Origin of the sequence: Sandaracinus amylolyticus, assembly GCF_000737325.1 — a bacterium.
GTDB classification, from domain to species: Bacteria; Myxococcota_A; Polyangia; order Polyangiales; family Sandaracinaceae; genus Sandaracinus; species Sandaracinus amylolyticus.
In genome coordinates, this window is the sequence record NZ_CP011125.1 from 8,135,886 (window position 1) to 8,151,752 (window position 15,867).

The following is a 15,867-nucleotide window of genomic DNA, read 5'->3' on the forward strand; positions in this document are numbered from 1 at the left end:
CGGAGCCGATCAACGCACGCGCGCTCCGCGCACCAACCGCTGGCCGATCTCGCGAATGCGCGGCGCGAGATCGCGCGGCTCGAGGAGCTCGAAGTCGACGCCCGCGAGCACGATCTGCGCGACCATCGCCTCGACGGTGTCGCCGCCCGTCGTGAAGACACAGCGCTCGTCGTCGAGCGGCTCGATCACGCCGACCCACGAAGGAACGACCTTCGCCATCTCCGCCGCGCTGCCGCGCAAGATCAGGCGCACCTGGCTGCGATACGGCGCCGCGGCGATCGATCGCGAGACGTAGGTCGCGACGTCCTCGGGCGGCTCGCGCGGCACGAAGCGCGGTCCGACGCGCAGGCCTCGCTGCGCGATGCGGTCGACGCGGAACGTGCGCCAGCCCTCGCGATCGACATCCCACGCGACGAGGTACCAGACGCGTCCGGTGTGCGCGAGACGGAGCGGCTCGACGGTGCGCGCCTTCGTGTGCCCGCGGCTGTCCTCGTAGGTGAAGAGCAGCTGCTCGCTGTCGCGGCACGCGGTGGCGATGGTCGCGAGGAGCGCGGGATCGACCTTCGGTCCGCCGGTCATCGCGATCGTCATCGAGTGCAGCGCGCGCGCGCGGCGACGCAGGCGCGCGGGCAGGAGCTGATCGAGCTTCACGAGCACCGAGAGCGCGGTGTCCTGCAGGTGCGGGATGCTCGCCGCGACGGTGCCGAGCGCGACCTCGATCGTCACCGCTTCGTCGTCGTCGAGACGAAGCGGCGGGAGCGTCGTGCCCGCGCCGAGGCGATAGCCGCCGCCGACGCCCGACGACGCGCTGATCTCGTAGCCGAGCTCGCGCAGCCGCTCGACGTCGCGGCGCAGCGTGCGGACCTCGACCGCGAGCCGCTCCGAGAGGTCGGCGCCCGACCAGTCGCGACGCGACTGCAGGAGCGTGAGGAGGCGGAGCAGGCGCGCGCTCGTCTTCATCGCGCTCGACTATCGCGGACACACCCTGTCCGCAATGCCGACTAGGTTCCTCACGAGCGATCCAAGGAGACGATGCGATGACCAAGAGCGAACCGAGCCCGATCGTAGACGAGCAGATCCGACCCTTCCGGATCGCGATCCCCGACGAGGACCTCGCGGATCTGCGGGCGCGCCTCGCGCGCACACGGTGGCCTTCGGAGCTGCCCGGCATGGGCTGGTCGCGCGGCGTGCCGGGGGACTATCTGCGCGAGCTCGTGGAGCACTGGCGCACGACCTACGACTGGCGCGCGCACGAGGCCGCGCTCAACGCGTTCCCGCAGTTCGTCACGCGCATCGACGGCGAGCGCGTGCACTTCCTCCACGTGCGATCGCCCGCGCCGAGCGCGACGCCGCTGCTCCTGCTGCACGGCTGGCCGGGCTCGATCGCGGAGCTGACGCAGCTGATTCGCCCGCTCACGGAAGGCTCGCCGGCGTTCCACGTCATCGTGCCCTCGCTGCCGGGCTTCGGCTTCTCGGGACCGACGCGCGAGGCGGGATGGAGCGTCACGCGGATGGCGCACGCGATGATCGTGCTGATGCGGCGCCTCGGCTACGAGCGCTACGCGATCCACGGCGGCGACACCGGCGCGATGATCGCGCGCGAGATGGGCGTGCACGACGCGGCGCACGTGTCGGCGGTGCACGTGCTGCAGATCTTCTCGTTCGGCGGGCCCGACATCGAGCCCCAGGACGAGCACGAGGCGCGCAGCCTCGAAGCGCGCACGCGCTACGACAACGAGCTCTCGGCCTATATGTACGTGCAGTCGCAGACGCCGCAGACGCTCGCGTACGCGCTCGCCGACTCGCCCGTCGGGCAGCTCGCGTGGATCGTCGACATCTTCAAGAAGTGGACGGACTGCGAGGCGCGTCCCGAGGAAGCGGTCGATCGCGATCAGATGCTGACGAACGCGACGATCTACTGGCTGACGAACACCGCGGGATCGTCGTCGCAGGTGTATGCGGAGGCCTCGGCGGCGTGGGGCGAGCCTGCGCGCTGCGAGGTGCCGATGGGTGTCGCGGTGTTCCCGCGCGACGGGTTCCTCACGGTGCGGCGCGTCGCCGAGGAGATGAACCACGTCGTGCACTTCACGGTGCTCGAGCGCGGCGGGCACTTCGCGGCGATGGAGCAGCCCGACGCGCTGGTGCGCGAGCTGCGCGCGTTCCTCGCGGGAAGGACCTGACGGACGCGCGGAGCGGATCGAATCGCGGAGGGCGGGCGCGAACAGCGACAGCGGACGAGCCCAGCGTCTCTGTACACGCGGTTCGTGATTCGCTACGGTCTGTCCTCGAGTGACAGCTCGGCGCCCACTCGTCCCCGGCGTCTACGACGCGCCCGTCACGGCCGCGCTGCAGGGCTCGCTATCCTCGCTGCCGCCGGACCTCCACGAGACCGAGCCGCTCGACCCAGCCGACTCCCCACGCACCCTCGCGCGGTTGATCCACGGGCGGCTCGTCCACGCGCTCGCGGCGTTCTCCACCTCGCGCGACGACGCGCTCGAGCGCCAGCTCGAGCTGACGAACCGAGTGCTCGCGGTGCTCGAAGACGTGCCGGGCTCGGGCGCCAGCGCCGACGATCACATCGTCCCGCCCGGCGCGCGCCTCCTCGCGGTGCGCGACCCCGCGGCCACCGCGCTCGGCCGCCCCGCCTCGCCGGCGCGCCCCGAGATCCCGCTCGCCACCAGCGACCTCCTCGTCAACGGCCGCCACGACGTCTCGCTGGGGCCCGAGGTGAAGCGCGAGCTCGCGTCGGCGGATCGCGTCGACCTGCTCTGCTCGTTCCTCAAGTGGAGCGGCTACCGCCTCGTCGAGGACGCGCTGCGCGCTCACCTCCAGCGCCGCCCCGGCTCGGTGCGCGTGCTGACGACCGCGTACATGAGCGCGACCGATCGCCGCGCGCTCGACGAGCTCGCCGCGCTGGGCGTGCAGCTCAAGGTCTCGTACGACACCACGCGCACCCGCCTGCACGCCAAGGCGTGGCTCTTTCACCGCGACTCCGGCTTCTCGACCGCGTGCATCGGCAGCTCGAATCTCTCGGCCGCCGCGATGCTCGACGGGCTCGAGTGGAACGTGCGGCTCTCGCAGGTCGACAACGGCCCCATCCTCGACAAGTTCCGCGCGACCTTCGAGCAGTACTGGGAAGACCCCGAGTTCGCGCTAGCTCGTCGTCGCGCCCCGTCCGCAGCATTCGCGTGCCGGCGCGGCGTGTTACGGTCGCGCCGACGTGCTCCAATCTGCTGCAATAGGAACCGCGATGGATTTCCATTCTAGAGAGACCCCGATCGATGAGCTTCTCACCGGCGTGGACGCCGGCCAACTCGCTCTCCCCGAGTTTCAGCGCGAGTTCATTTGGTCGCCGAGCAATGTCCTTGAACTGCTTCGGAGCATCGCGCGACGCTGGCCCACCGGCACTTTTCTGTTGCTTGAAGGACACGGCGGGCAATTCGCGACGCGACCGATTGACGGCGCCCCGCCGCCCGCAAAACGCCCAAGGATACTGGTGCTGGACGGCCAGCAGCGGATCACTGCCCTCTATCACGCCCTCCGCCCCGTCGCCGAAGAGGTGTATTTCCTCGATGTACAGAAGCTCGTAGGAGAGGAACCCGACGAAGCCTTCCGATTTACGAAACGCAGTTCTTTTGACGCTCAGTATCCGAACACGAAGGCTCTCGCGACTGCGCTGATTCTGCCGTTCTCGGTCATGTATGACGACGATTCGTTCTACGACTGGTTGAAGCATGTCGCGGAACCTTTTCAGTCCCAGGTCCGGCGCGCACGGGACCGCGACTTCGCGGGGCTCCGTCGTCACGTCTACCGAATGCCCTGCATCTATCTGTCCCCCGGAATCGAACTGGCGGCACTCGCAAAAATCTTCGAAACGCTGAATCGCACCACCGAACGACTTGACACGTTCGATCTCATGACCGCTTCGGTGTACTCGGAGGGCCTCAACCTCCGCAAGGAATGGAGCGACGCTACTGACGAGTATCCGCTCCTGGATCGCTTTTCTGTCGATCCTCTTGAGATCCTGAAGCTGATTGTACTCGCCGATGGACTCTTGGGGGACGGCAGACCAGGTGTCCGCCAGTCGGACGTTCTGCGACTGAGCCCAAAGATCGTGCGGGCCCGCTGGTCGCGATGCGTTCAAGCGTATGCAGACGCCCTTCGGATCGCCTCACAGCGGTTCGGAGCTATCAGCGCTGGTTTGCTCCCGTCGCGCGCGATGGTGCTGCCGCTAGCGACTGCAACCATCAGCGACCCGCTTGCATCGGATTCCGCCGCGATTGAGCGCTGGTGGTGGCGGTCTGTCTTTCGACAGTCCTACGCTCAGGGCGCAAATACTCAGGTCGTCGTCGATGCTAGGGCGCTGGTTACGCTTGAACCGCGCAGTGTTGGCGGCGTAGAGGTCACACCTGACGTCATGCTGGACTCCCGACGTCGCAACGAGATGCTGACGCGTGGCATATGTTGCATGCTGACGACCGACGGCGCTCTTACACAGGAAGGCATTCCTGTGCACCAGTCACCGACGGGAGCGACGACAGAGCCTACACGGATCTTCCCCGTCGACTCCGAGCCTCAACTCGACGTGGTTGCGAACTATATGGTCGCAACGCGGAATGGGCCGCGACGTCGCCGTGACTACGGTGCGCGTGAAGATCTGCTCGCAGCGGGCTCCCGCGGCTCGACGATCGCTGAGTCGCAGATGATCTCGTGGCGAGCTTTGCGCCTGGACTCCGCTTCTCAACTGCTCAAAGAGCGCGCGAAACTGCTCGCTCAGCAAGCAGAAGCGAAGATGCAACGGGGCTGAACAAAGGGCTGTCATGGCAGAAGAACTCAACACCCCCCCTTCCCGACGCAACTTTTGGCTCGCAGCAGTATCGATCTACGCCGTGGTCGTGGTGGCCTGGCTGGTGACCCCGTGGGCTGTCGGCACTCAGGCGAACTCACCTGAGACGCGAGGGCAGTTCGGCGACATGTACGGCGCGCTGAACTCGTTGTTCTCGGCGCTGGGTTTTGCGACCGTGTTGGTCACACTGTGGAAGCAGAATGACGATGTCCGAGCGCAGCTTGCGGAGATGCGGCGAGCTCGCCATTTCGAAGACAAACCGATCGTGATGCTGCAGCCCGGGGAGTACATGTCGATCAACCCCGGGCCCGCTTCGACGGGTGATGATGGTGCCGTGGAAGTACGAGCGCCGCTTGAAATCAGAGCCGCTGTTGCCAGTCTCGCAGAATCCCCGGCATTGAACGTGGTGTGTGACTGGAGCATTCAAGCGGGCATTGAGAGTCTTGGCGCGGGTTCGGTCCAGTACGGCATGTTGGGCGGGCGGGACGCATCTCAGGAGCTCGTGATCAAGTGTCAAGTCACCGCCACTCGTCTTCGCGCGGTCCATTCGGGGCTGGTCCTCAAGCCCAGCACCGCAAGGCCGGAGCTTCACGTTACTATCGGCTATGCAAATGTCGGAACGGGACGATTCCGAACGAAACAAGTCTTCAAGCTCTCGGTGGGAGACGAGGATGACGATGCCGCCCTCGTGGCATTGGTCGAGAGCTGGGATCGCCCTACGAAGAACGGCCAGAATGGCGTCAACGTGTCTGCAGCGGACAGAAGTATCCGACTCATCGCACAGCATGATCAGTCGCGCTTTCAATGCGGTCCTTTGGGTGTCTGACGAAATGGCCATGGCGGACAGCCCACGTTCCGCTGCTCAGCCCATCGACCCACGCCGCGGCCCAACTCCTACATGCTACGTCCTCAGGCGTGACTGACACCTCGGACGCATGGAGGACGAAGCAGCGGATGCGAGCTGTCCGCCAGCGGGACACCGTGCCCGAGCGAATGCTCCGTCAGTTGCTCCGTCGCGCCGGCGTCCATTACCGGATCTGCCCCCGCGACCTCCCGGGACGGCCCGACGTGGCGAACAAGTCGCGGCGGTGGGCGGTCTTCGTCCACGGCTGCTTCTGGCATGGACACCGCGACTGCAAGCTGGCAACCGTGCCCAAGACGAACACGGCGTTCTGGGTGGCCAAGCTCGAAGCGAACCGGCAGCGGGATGCTCGGAAGGTGCGCGCGCTGCGGGAGCTGGGGTACAAGGTTGCGACGGTCTGGCAATGCGAACTGGAGAACGATCTCGAGGCAGTGCTGCCGCGACTACTGCGCCAGCTGGACCTGAGCAAGGGCTCGACGCAGCCGCAGAGATAGGCGGCGACGACCTCCTGTACCTGCTCGGCCAGCGTACGCCGGCGCGTCCGGAACGCAGTCACTCCCCACCCCTGCGCATCGTCGATCTCTTCGCGGGATGCGGCGGAATGACGGCAGGTGCCGTCGAGGGTGCAAAGGCAATCGGACGGGTCGGGGAAATCGCGCTCGCAGCCGAGATCGACAAGGCGGTGCGTGCGGTGTACCGGGATAACTTCCCGACGGCGAACGTGCATCCGCAAGGGGATGTGGTCGAGTTGTTCCCGTCTGCGCTCGGGTCCCGCCTGTCCGACGGGGAGCGGATGCTCGCGAAGTCGCTCGGGCCGATTGAGCTGCTGGTCGGGGGCCCCCCGTGTCAGGGGCACTCCAATCTTAACAACCATACACGCCGCCGGGATCCCAAGAACGCACTGTATTCTCGAATGGTTCGCGCAGCGGAGGTTCTCGAACCGCACATGATCGTCATCGAGAACGTGCCGTCCGTACGGCGTGACCGTGGAGATGTCGTGAAGTGCGCGCTCGAGCGCCTCGTTGGCCTCGGTTACAGCGTTGCTGACGGAGTCGTCGCGATGTCTCAGATCGGCGTGCCGCAGCGCCGTTTCCGGCACCTGCTTCTTGCGACGCGAACACACGTGCCGTCGGTCGACCATCTCGTGGCGACGCATCGCCGCCCCGAACGCTCGCTGCACTGGGCGATCGCAGACCTGGAGTCCGTCGATCCGGAGCAGCCGTTCGACATGGCCGCCCGCCTCTCCGATGAGAATCTCGCTCGCGTGCGCTGGTTGCACAAGCACGATCGCTATGATCTGCCGAACTCAAAGCGTCCAACGTGTCACCGAGGCAAACCCGACCATCGATACAAGTCGATGTACGGACGCATGCGGTACGACCAGCCCGCGCAGACGATCACCACTGGCTTCGGGTCTCCGGGCCAGGGGAGATATCTTCACCCAACCCGGCTGCGTACGCTGACTCCCCACGAGGCGGCTCGGGTTCAGTTTTTTCCGGACTCTTTCACGTTTGGACGAGCGGCGACCCGAGCGGCACTGGCGCACTGCATCGGGAATGCAGTGCCGCCCAAGCTCGGCTACGCAATCGTGCGCTATCTCGGTTCGCTTGTCGCAGGCGTGGAACTTGCGATTCAACCTTCCGACGGAACGCCTTCCAAGTCGCTCGCCGAAGCTGCCGAGTAGGACCGAAGACTCGCTTCATCCGACTGCGCGAAGTGGTCGATCGCACGCAGGATGCGCTCCTTCTTCGAGCCGGAGCTGCGCAACTTGAGCCGTTTCAGAAGCGCCTCGATGTCATCGCTCCCGAGCGCCTGGAGGAGCGACTCCTCGGCGCGATGCGACTCCCATAGCGTGCGGACCTGCGAGTCTTTCGTGCCCCAACGCCTCAGGTCGAACTCGCCGGAGATCGCGGCGAGTTCGTGACCACGCAGTTGTGCGAACAAGAGTCCGAAGCGCTCTTCCGGGAGACGGCGCTGCTCTCGAATAGGAGGCGCCGGAGGCGGCTCCGCTTCTCCGCGCACATCCCGATCCGCCGCTACGTGCGCGATGATCCTACTGACGAGTTCCTCCTTTGCGCCCGAAGTGTTTGCGCCCATCTGCCGGCAGATCTCGCGCAGCCGATCGACGCCGAAAGCACGACTGCGCAACAGAAGCCGGGGCTGCGCCAGATGCGCGATCAGACGTTCGACTTTCTCATCCTTCGTACCGCTCGTGGCAGCCTGGACGAGCTGCAGTGCCTCGTGGAGCTCCGCCGAAGTTAGATAGCCGAACAGCCGGCGAGCCTGGGTCCTCGCCATGTCGACCCCCAACACCTGTCTCACCACCGGTGCGACATCATCGGCGATGACGGTTCGGCCATCGTGAACGAAGACAAGACCGGCGGAGCGGAGCGCGTGCAGAGCGCGTGCAAATCCGCCCTCCTGACCCCAGAACTCGCGAAGCTCCCGACAGTGTTCGATGAGAAAGTGCTCGACCTGAGCGATTCCAAGCTCTTGCCGCAAGACGGAGAGAATCGCAGCCTCGGAGGCATCGATCTGCATGTCGTTGCTGCGCGCCTGGTACAGAACGCGGCGATAGACGCGCAGCTGGTCGTCGCGAGCGAGTATCGCCGACGCATCGAGAGCGTCGCAGATCCGTTTCGTCTCAGCGAGCACGCTCTCGCGAAAGCCCGCGGTAGGAAGCGAGTAGTCCGGTGCGTCGAGCAGAAGGATGAGAATCGAGAAGGCGGGAGGCTGCCGATTGAAGAGAAAGTCGTGCAAGAAGCGGTAGCTCCGCAACACGCCACCGATCGCTTCCAGCAGCTGCGGGCCGCTCAAGTGATCGTCGGTGCGGGCATGCTCGTGGGCGAGTCGCTCGATCTCCTCGGGCTGCATGCCCGCCAGCAGGTCCGCGAGTTTCACCGCTTCTGCCTCCTCATTCGTGTCCCCAAAAGTGCCGGCGCAAACGTTCGACTACCGTGTGCTCGGCTCGTCGCGCCTCATCCAGCGTCACCAGATACCGTAAGTGTGAGATCCCCACGTCGACCGCTCTCACCCGGGGTACGTCCGCAGCAGCGTACCACTCGGGCTCGTCAAGCAGCGTGTACCCGGTGCAGTACGCCGCGCGGTCTGCATGCGAATAGCCCGCGCGCCGTAGGCACCCGAGCAGCTCACGCGGCTCGTCGCATCGCTCGAGCAGTCGTTCGACAAGGCTCGCGACAGTCTCGTGAGAGTCTGGATCCGGCTTGAGCCACAAGGACAACAGCCACGCGTCGTGTCGTCCTGAAGGCGCATCGACTTGGGAAAGCGAGACAAAATGCTGACGACGGTTCCGGGACGCCTTTACCTCGACGCTCACGCCGTCAGCGAAGAAGTCGGCTGCATCTTTCTCGGGACCACGCCATGACGCGATGGCGCGATTCACGTCATTGCTGTGCTCCAAGAACCAGAGCTCGCCCCAGAGCCCAATCTCCGCCTCCGAACTCGGCCGCCCGCGGCGCGCAAGCAGTGTTTGCCATTCCTCCACGAGCAAGAGGACACGCGCCCAGTCGGTTCCATGCGACGCCGCGCGCCGCAGAACGTCGCCCGCAAGGATGGAGAACGCATCGAGCAACTCCAGGTCGGTGCAGACAAGCACAGCCGCAGGGCTGGTCCACGCTCGCCGCTCGTGCTCGAAGCACAGGTTGGGATGAGCGAGTAGCTCGCAGCCGGAGGCGCGCCGGCCAACCACGCCAGCGCCGAGAGATGGAAGCGGCAGGACGAGGGCCGGGAGGCCTTTCCTCGTCACCGCTGCGTACGCGAAGGATATCGGTTCGAGAAGCATGTAGTCTCCCCGGGCATCTGCGCCGGCGTGTCCCGCCGAGTGCCAGGCCGCGCGTAGCTGCGTCGCTTCACGCGTCATCGGAAGTCACGTTGACGATCACGCTGGGCATCTGGCGGTCGAAGACGACCGTGGGATACCAGAACTCGTTCGCGGGCCTGTCAGCGATCTGCTTTCCATCATCGCGAAATGCAGCGAAGACCGGCCCATCCTGATTTCGCAGCCTTTCCAGTTCTTTGCCGGAGACAGCGCCCGTCGTGAGCATGCTCCGCCTCCGGTTCATCCTGCGCGTGTACAGATACGCTCTGCCTTTGCATCGATCGCGTTGTCGCTCGAGTACTCGCCCGATCGCCGCCGGAACCCAACTACTCGACAGCTCCTTCCGGTTGTAGGGGAAGGTCTCGACGAGCTCGAGCATGACATCGAACTCGATCGGTACGAGTTGGGGCTCTGTGCTCAGGCTGTCCCCGATGAGCGCCTCGATGCGACCGGCGATCGCCTCGTACTCGGATCGCTTGAGCGTGAGATCCGGATGGATCGGATAGACCTGGTCCTCGGCGTCGAAGGCATCGATGTAGGTCGGATCCAGGACCGCATTGCGTGTTGGTCGAAGGGATCCCGTTCTCTCGATTACGATCGGCTTGCCGAGGTCAGCCGCGGCCAGCTGTCGACGCAAACGCTGTTCGATGCGATGAATCTCGTGGAACCGGACGGCGAGCTGTGGCGGAAGAAACACTCGTGTGAGATGCATGAGCGGGGAGCGATAACCGTACATTCTCGCGTGCTGCAGCATCGTATCCATCTGGCCGACCTTCGGTTGACGCAGATAGTAGGTGACAATGAGGTTATCGATCGTCACACCGCGGCCGAGGATGTTCCCCCCGATAATCAGATTCAGACCCCGGCCGGGTTCTGCGTCGGCTTCGGAGTTTACGACGATCACTTTGCGGGTGACGAGCCGACGTCGAATTTCGGTGATGACGCTGTCAACAGAAGGGACGCTGGGGAAGGTGCGCTTCAGCTCGTCGAATGCGGTGTGCAGCTTGTTCAGCCCATCGCCCGAGCCTGCATCGATGTCATCACTGACTCTGTCCACATACGTACGAATCAGCTCTTCGAGGTTCCGATGCTGTTGTCTGAGCTGGCTCGTGTGACAGAGGAAATTCTGCCCGGAGCGCGCGGTCGCCGGATCCGTGAGAGCTTGGGCGCCAGCCGCGACGAGGAAGTAGGCGATCGCGCGCCGAAGTCCGTCGGGAGCATCTGAACTGCCTTGCGCGAGTTCCACGGACTCGTTCGGATCGACGAACACGAGCGGTGGCTCGGGGCCGTCTACGTGATGTGACTCGAAGAAGTACTCGCCGCCTGTGTACCCGTCGCCAGGTTCGAGCAGCCGTGTGAAGCTCGGCCTCAACTCGGTCCCCACGCTCTGCAGCAGCAGCGCGTACGGCGTTGCGGTGACCTGAAGGAAGACGTGGTGACGAAGTGTCTTACGGAGTCCGTCGACGACGGCGGTATAGATCGCCGTCGGGTCTCCGGGCACCTCTCCCTTGGTTTGCTTCCGGACGTTCCTTGCAAGGTTCGCGTCCAGAGTCGCCTGGTCGGCCTCGTCGTCGAGGATCAGCGCAGGGAACTCCGGTGCACCGATTTTCTCGAGGAAGGTGATCAGTGCATCCAGTCGCGTCTTGTTCTTAGAGCAAACGAACACCACGCCTGCCTGCGCAAGGTGCTTCCCGATGTGCTTGTGGTCGCTCGACCACGCGCTCGGATTGAGCGCATCCAGCGGGATCGGCCCTTCGAGCGCGGCAAACCGCTTCGTCGTTTGGTCGACGAGCGTGACGTTGTCGGAGGTAAGCACGACGACAACACGGAAGCCGTTGTCGATCGCAGCCGCGACCAGCGCGATCATCGCGACGGTCTTGCCGCTCTGGATGCGACCGTAGAGCAGGCCGGTGCACGGTTTCGTCGGCGGCTGCGGGCTCGCGCAGACCGAGCCGTCAGCACCGACCTCACCCGGCGCGACCTCGGCCTCGTACGTCTGCACGACACGGCCGAGTAGCGCGAGCGCGTCTTGACGGATCTTGTCCAGCGCGGCGCCCGACATCGGCTTCGGCCCGGCGCCGAGCGCTTGCAACGTCCCGTTCAGACATGCGCCGTCGCCGCGTAGGACTGGGGCAGGAGCGGTGGCGAGCTTCGCAATGCCAACAGGCCCGGTAGACATGCGGCGAGCGTACCGCGACCAAAGAATCTGCCGCAATGGCTGTGACTCGCGCCGATCCGTCCCCGGCGGGGGACAGGACGACGGTGCGTCGGGAACCTCGTTTCCACGGGGCGGCCTGATGCGCGAGCAGCTCAAGCGTTCAGCACGCACGACCCTCTGGGGCTCGCATACGTCAGAAACGCCTCCTACCCCGTGAACTGCGGCGCGCCTGTACACGGTTCGGTCGTGGCCTGCGTCGTCGAGACCGTTCTCCGACGCGGCGCTACCCGCGATAGACCGTCGATGGGCACGACGCTGATCGTGCGAACGAAGCCCGCGTTCGACGCTAGCCCCCGATGGGTCCGACCCATCCCCACCGACTCCAATCTCGATCTCGATGGGTCCGACCCATCACGACCGACTCCAATCTCGATCCCGATGGGTCCGACCCATCCCAACCGGCTCCAAGCTCGATCTCGATGGGTCCGACCCATCACGACCGACTCCAATCTCGATCTCGATGGGTCCGACCCATCACTCATCGAGAAAATTCTCGACCACCGATGGGTACGACCCATCCCTCATCGAGAAAAATCTCGGCAACCGATGGGTCCGACCCATCCCTTTCGCCCCAAAACTCGACGACCGATGGGTCCGACCCATCCCCCATCGAGAAAATTCTCGGCAACCGATGGGTCCGACCCATCCCCCATCGAGAAAATTCTCGACCACCGATGGGTCCGACCCATCCCGATCGACTCCAAACTCGATCCCGATGGGTCCGACCCATCCCGCGCACCGAAAATCTCGACCCACGTCGATTTTCGACGCAACGCCGGAACCACACGCGCCGATGAGGGGGCACTCGCGAACAAGAGCGAGTCGAACCCCGGAAGGAGTGTGTGTCCCCATGCCCGAGATCATCCACGAGCCGCCCGTCATGCCCGACGGTCCCACGCTGATCGCCGCGCTCGCGGCCAAGCGCGAGATCCTCACGAACATGCCGGCGACCGAGGTGCTCCACGCGATGCGCCTCGATGCGCGCTCGGCGGCCGGCATCGCCGGCGGCAGCCTGCCGCGGATCGCCCGGCACCGCGCCGCGCTCATCGCGGAGTTCGGCGAGCGCGCCCGCGCGCTGCTCGACGACCTGCCGACCGTCGTCTACGCGACGTACCAGGCGGCGTACGACGTCGACGCGGCCGAGGACGACAGCGACATGCGCGAGCTGCACCGCCAGGTGCTCGAGGAGCACCAGCTCATCGCCGGCGACCTCGACGCCCTCGCCAACCGCAAGATCATCGACCGCTCGCGCATCGACGCCGGGCGCTCGATCCTGGGCTACCGGACGACCGTCGACAGCACGTTCGTGCTCCTCAGCCTCACCCGCTCGCTCTGGATGACCATCCAGGGCCGGACGCTGCTCACCGAGGCCGACCTCGAGCGCATCGAGGCGAAGGCGCAGGCGATGCTCGACCGCCTGAACCAGCGCGAGCAGCGCGCGACCCGCATGCCCACGCGCGAGCTGCGCGACCGCGCGCTCACGCTGCTCGTCCGCACCTACGACGAGATCCGCCGGATGCTCACGTTCGTGCGCTGGGCGCAGGGCGACGCCGACGAGATCGCGCCGTCGCTCTACGCGCGTCGCGGCCGCAAGCACGGCGGCACCGACACCGACCCGCCCGACGAGGACGTCGAGCCGACGCCGGAGCCGGAGCCCACGCCGGCGCCGATCGTCATCGAGGGCCCGAACAACGGCGGCGGACCCTTCGCCCCGTGATCGCAGCGCGCGGCGCTGGGACAGTCGACCACGACCACGCCCACGACCACGTCGATGCGCGCGAACCGGCTGCACGTCGGCAAGCCGCCTCGTGAACGTAGACCGGACGTGAGCGTGGGCGTGGACGAGACCGCCATCACCGCGCTCGCTGCTCTCTCCTCTCCTTCGCACCGCTCACGGAGGCGATCGTGGCTCCTCGACTGCACCTCGGTCAGCGCCGGTCCATCGACGGACGCAACGACCTCGGACCGTTCCACCTGCCCACCCATCACCTGCTGACGCACGCGGTCGTCGTCGGGATGACCGGCAGCGGCAAGACCGGCCTCGTCACCGTGATGGTCGAGGAGGCGCTGCGCGCCGGCGTGCCGGTGCTGGTGATCGGCGTCAAAGGCGACCTGCCGAACCTGAAGCTCGCGTTCCCGTCGCTCGACGCGGCGCGGATGGGGCCGTGGGTGGAGCCCGAGCCCGACGACGACGACGGCGTCGCCGATGCGCACGTGGTCGAGGCGGCGCTGGCGAAGCACGCCGAGGGCCTCCGCGAGTGGTCGATCGGGGAGGCCGAGCTCGCAGCGCACGCGGCGAGCACGATGGTGCGCGTCGTGACGCCCGGCTCCGACGCCGGCGAGCCGCTGCATCTCCTGTCGGCGCTCGAGCGCAGCTCGGACGCCTGGGCGCACGACGCCGCCGCGAAACGCGCGCGCCTGAGCGCCGCGATCTCGCTGGTGCTGCGCCTCACCGGGCGCGACGGCGACCCCGGCAAGAGCCGCGAGCACGCGTTCCTCGCGGTGCTCGCCGAGCAGCGGGTGCGGCGCGGCGAGACCGCGGCGCTCGAGCAGCTGGTGCCCGAGATCCTCGAGCCGCCGCTCGCCGTGGTGGGCGCGCTGCCGGTCGAGCAGTTCCTCTCGGCGCGCCTCCGGGCCGAGCTCGCGGCCGACCTCAACACGCTGATCGCGTCACCGTCGTTCGCGTCGTGGCGGACGGGCCAGGATCTCGACGTCGCTCGGTGGATGGAGAAGGCCGACGGCAAGACACCGGCGACGGTGGTGAGCGTCGCGCACCTCGACGACGACGAGCGCGCGCTGGTGCTCGGCGTGCTGCTCGAGGAGGTGCTGACGTGGACGCGCAGCCTGCCCGGGAGCAGCCGGCTCAAGGCGCTCGTCGTGTTCGACGAGGTCTACGGCTTCATCCCGCCTCATCCGGCGAGCCCCCCGACCAAGCGTCCGCTCGTCGCGCTGATGAAGCAGGCGCGCGCGTATGGCGTCGGCGTCGTGCTCGCGACGCAGAACCCGATGGACCTCGACTACCGCGCGCTGTCCAACGCCGGCACGTGGATGCTCGGGCGCCTGCAGACCGACGCCGATCGCGCGCGCGTGATGGAAGGCCTCGGCGAGGACAAGAAGAAGAGCGAGCTCGGCGCGCTCGTGAAGATGCTCGCGCCGCGCTGGTTCGTGGTGCGCGACGCGAAGACGTCGCAGGCCACGCTCCTCAACCCGCGCTGGGCGATGTCGTACCTGCGCGGCCCGATGACGCAGAGCGAGATCCGGCGCGCGACGCGGAGCGAGCAGGAGGGCGAACGCGAGCTCGCCGGATGAGCGCTCGCCTGGGGCGCGCGCGTCAGAGACCGCCGATGTGGCCGCCGCCGCCGAAGCCGCCACCGCCGAGGCGGAGGGGCGGGCCGATGCCGAGCGTCGCGCGGAAGGTCGCGGGCGCGGCGTCGGGCGGCGCGGAGAAGCGCGAGGCGCGCAGCGCGTCGACGACGCACGCGGCGGCGCGGCCGGACGGGCGGATTGCACGCGCGTCGCTCACCGCGCCGCTCGCGTCCACCGTGACCTGCACGTCGTACGCGATCTCGCGCGCGCCGCGACGACACGCGACGAAGCGCTCCAGATCGCGCGGCCCGAGCGGGCCGTGCCACGACACGCCGGAGCTGCTGCCGCTGCCGCCGAAGGAGCCGATGCCGACGAGCGGCGCGAGCACCGAGAGCGTCACGCGCACCGTGGCGGGATGACCGTGCGGGAAGCGCGCCCCCGCGAGCGCGCCGCGCACGCACTCCGCCGACGGTCCGTCGTACGTCGCGATGGTGACGCGACCGCGCGCATCTACGTCGAGCGCGAGCGGATGCGACTCGAGCACCGGGCCCGGGCCGGCGCAGCGTGCGTTCAGCTCGGGCAGCGCCCAGTCGAGCGCCCAGCCCGCCTCGCGCGCCGTGAGGCCCTCCGCGGCGTCGACCACGATGCTGAACACACGGTGCTGCGCGTGGTCGCCCTCGCTCGTCACCGCCGGCGCGGCGTCCTGCGCGTTCGCCGTCGCGAGCGCGCCGAGCATCACGAGCGAGAGCACGCCCGTGGTCGTCGATCTCGTCATCGCTGCGAGAATGACACGCTCG

13 protein-coding genes are annotated in these 15,867 nt (G+C 66.8%); 8 read left to right on the top strand and 5 right to left on the bottom strand.

Going from position 1 to position 15,867, the window contains the following annotated elements; genetic code table 11:
- Window positions 1-9: 9 nt before the first annotated feature.
- A complete protein-coding gene (locus tag DB32_RS34315; RefSeq protein ID WP_053236880.1) occupies window positions 10-960 on the bottom strand; it encodes a helix-turn-helix transcriptional regulator in 951 nt (316 codons plus the stop codon).
- A gap of 77 nt (window positions 961-1,037) precedes the next feature.
- On the opposite strand from DB32_RS34315, the gene DB32_RS34320 reads away from it, so the two are divergent.
- The 6 genes from DB32_RS34320 (at window position 1,038) to DB32_RS44640 (ending at window position 7,392) form a co-directional block, all read left to right on the top strand.
- Window positions 1,038-2,180: an epoxide hydrolase family protein gene (locus tag DB32_RS34320; protein WP_053236881.1), complete on the top strand. Its 1,143-nt coding sequence runs from the start codon at window positions 1,038-1,040 to the stop codon at window positions 2,178-2,180.
- Window positions 2,181-2,289: 109 nt separating this feature from the next.
- A complete protein-coding gene (locus DB32_RS34325; RefSeq protein WP_083458144.1) occupies window positions 2,290-3,267 on the top strand; it encodes a phospholipase D-like domain-containing protein in 978 nt (325 codons plus the stop codon).
- Window positions 3,251-4,807: a GmrSD restriction endonuclease domain-containing protein gene (locus DB32_RS34330; RefSeq protein WP_053236883.1), complete on the top strand. Its 1,557-nt coding sequence runs from the start codon at window positions 3,251-3,253 to the stop codon at window positions 4,805-4,807. Before DB32_RS34325 ends, DB32_RS34330 begins: the two co-directional genes overlap by 17 nt.
- A 13-nt stretch (window positions 4,808-4,820) precedes the next feature.
- Window positions 4,821-5,672 (top strand): hypothetical protein, encoded by an 852-nt coding sequence (locus DB32_RS34335; RefSeq protein WP_157069729.1) that lies wholly within the window; start codon window positions 4,821-4,823, stop codon window positions 5,670-5,672.
- Window positions 5,651-6,202 carry a very short patch repair endonuclease gene (locus tag DB32_RS44635; RefSeq protein ID WP_083458146.1) on the top strand — a complete coding sequence of 184 codons (552 nt, stop codon included), beginning with the start codon at window positions 5,651-5,653 and terminating at the stop codon, window positions 6,200-6,202. The genes DB32_RS34335 and DB32_RS44635 overlap by 22 nt, the downstream gene beginning before the upstream one ends.
- Entirely contained in the window at window positions 6,112-7,392 is a 1,281-nt protein-coding gene (locus DB32_RS44640; RefSeq protein ID WP_083458600.1) for a DNA cytosine methyltransferase, read from the top strand. The genes DB32_RS44635 and DB32_RS44640 overlap by 91 nt, the downstream gene beginning before the upstream one ends.
- Here DB32_RS44640 and DB32_RS34345 read toward each other — a convergent pair.
- The 3 genes from DB32_RS34345 to DB32_RS34355 form a co-directional block, all read right to left on the bottom strand.
- The gene (locus DB32_RS34345; protein WP_053236886.1) at window positions 7,341-8,609 is read right to left on the bottom strand and encodes an SAP domain-containing protein; all 1,269 of its coding nucleotides are present in this window, start codon (window positions 8,607-8,609) and stop codon (window positions 7,341-7,343) included. The two genes, DB32_RS44640 and DB32_RS34345, sit on opposite strands and share 52 nt — an antisense overlap.
- A gap of 13 nt (window positions 8,610-8,622) precedes the next feature.
- Window positions 8,623-9,510, bottom strand: coding sequence for a PD-(D/E)XK motif protein (locus DB32_RS34350; RefSeq protein ID WP_169791652.1), 888 nt, complete (start codon window positions 9,508-9,510; stop codon window positions 8,623-8,625).
- A 67-nt stretch (window positions 9,511-9,577) separates the two neighbouring features.
- Window positions 9,578-11,725 (bottom strand): Z1 domain-containing protein, encoded by a 2,148-nt coding sequence (locus tag DB32_RS34355; protein WP_083458149.1) that lies wholly within the window; start codon window positions 11,723-11,725, stop codon window positions 9,578-9,580.
- A gap of 832 nt (window positions 11,726-12,557) precedes the next feature.
- On the opposite strand from DB32_RS34355, the gene DB32_RS34360 reads away from it, so the two are divergent.
- Complete coding sequence (locus tag DB32_RS34360) at window positions 12,558-13,481, top strand: hypothetical protein (protein ID WP_157069730.1); 924 nt, start codon at window positions 12,558-12,560, stop codon at window positions 13,479-13,481.
- Between the two features lie 188 nt (window positions 13,482-13,669).
- Window positions 13,670-15,073 carry an ATP-binding protein gene (locus tag DB32_RS34365; protein WP_053236890.1) on the top strand — a complete coding sequence of 468 codons (1,404 nt, stop codon included), beginning with the start codon at window positions 13,670-13,672 and terminating at the stop codon, window positions 15,071-15,073.
- 22 nt (window positions 15,074-15,095) lie between these two features.
- On the opposite strand, the gene DB32_RS34370 is transcribed toward DB32_RS34365, so the two are convergent.
- Complete coding sequence (locus DB32_RS34370) at window positions 15,096-15,845, bottom strand: energy transducer TonB (RefSeq protein WP_053236891.1); 750 nt, start codon at window positions 15,843-15,845, stop codon at window positions 15,096-15,098.
- Window positions 15,846-15,867: the final 22 nt, after the last annotated feature.

Coding starts and splice junctions, on each gene's coding strand:
- DB32_RS34355 (WP_083458149.1), bottom strand. CDS start 11,725: ATGTCTACCGGGCCTGTTGGCATTGCGAAGCTCGCCACCGCTCCTGCC.
- DB32_RS34315 (WP_053236880.1), bottom strand. CDS start 960: ATGAAGACGAGCGCGCGCCTGCTCCGCCTCCTCACGCTCCTGCAGTCG.
- DB32_RS34360 (WP_157069730.1), top strand. CDS start 12,558: ATGAGGGGGCACTCGCGAACAAGAGCGAGTCGAACCCCGGAAGGAGTG.
- DB32_RS34350 (WP_169791652.1), bottom strand. CDS start 9,510: ATGCTTCTCGAACCGATATCCTTCGCGTACGCAGCGGTGACGAGGAAA.
- DB32_RS44640 (WP_083458600.1), top strand. CDS start 6,112: ATGCGAACTGGAGAACGATCTCGAGGCAGTGCTGCCGCGACTACTGCG.
- DB32_RS34370 (WP_053236891.1), bottom strand. CDS start 15,845: ATGACGAGATCGACGACCACGGGCGTGCTCTCGCTCGTGATGCTCGGC.
- DB32_RS34330 (WP_053236883.1), top strand. CDS start 3,251: ATGGATTTCCATTCTAGAGAGACCCCGATCGATGAGCTTCTCACCGGC.
- DB32_RS34320 (WP_053236881.1), top strand. CDS start 1,038: ATGACCAAGAGCGAACCGAGCCCGATCGTAGACGAGCAGATCCGACCC.
- DB32_RS34335 (WP_157069729.1), top strand. CDS start 4,821: ATGGCAGAAGAACTCAACACCCCCCCTTCCCGACGCAACTTTTGGCTC.
- DB32_RS44635 (WP_083458146.1), top strand. CDS start 5,651: ATGCGGTCCTTTGGGTGTCTGACGAAATGGCCATGGCGGACAGCCCAC.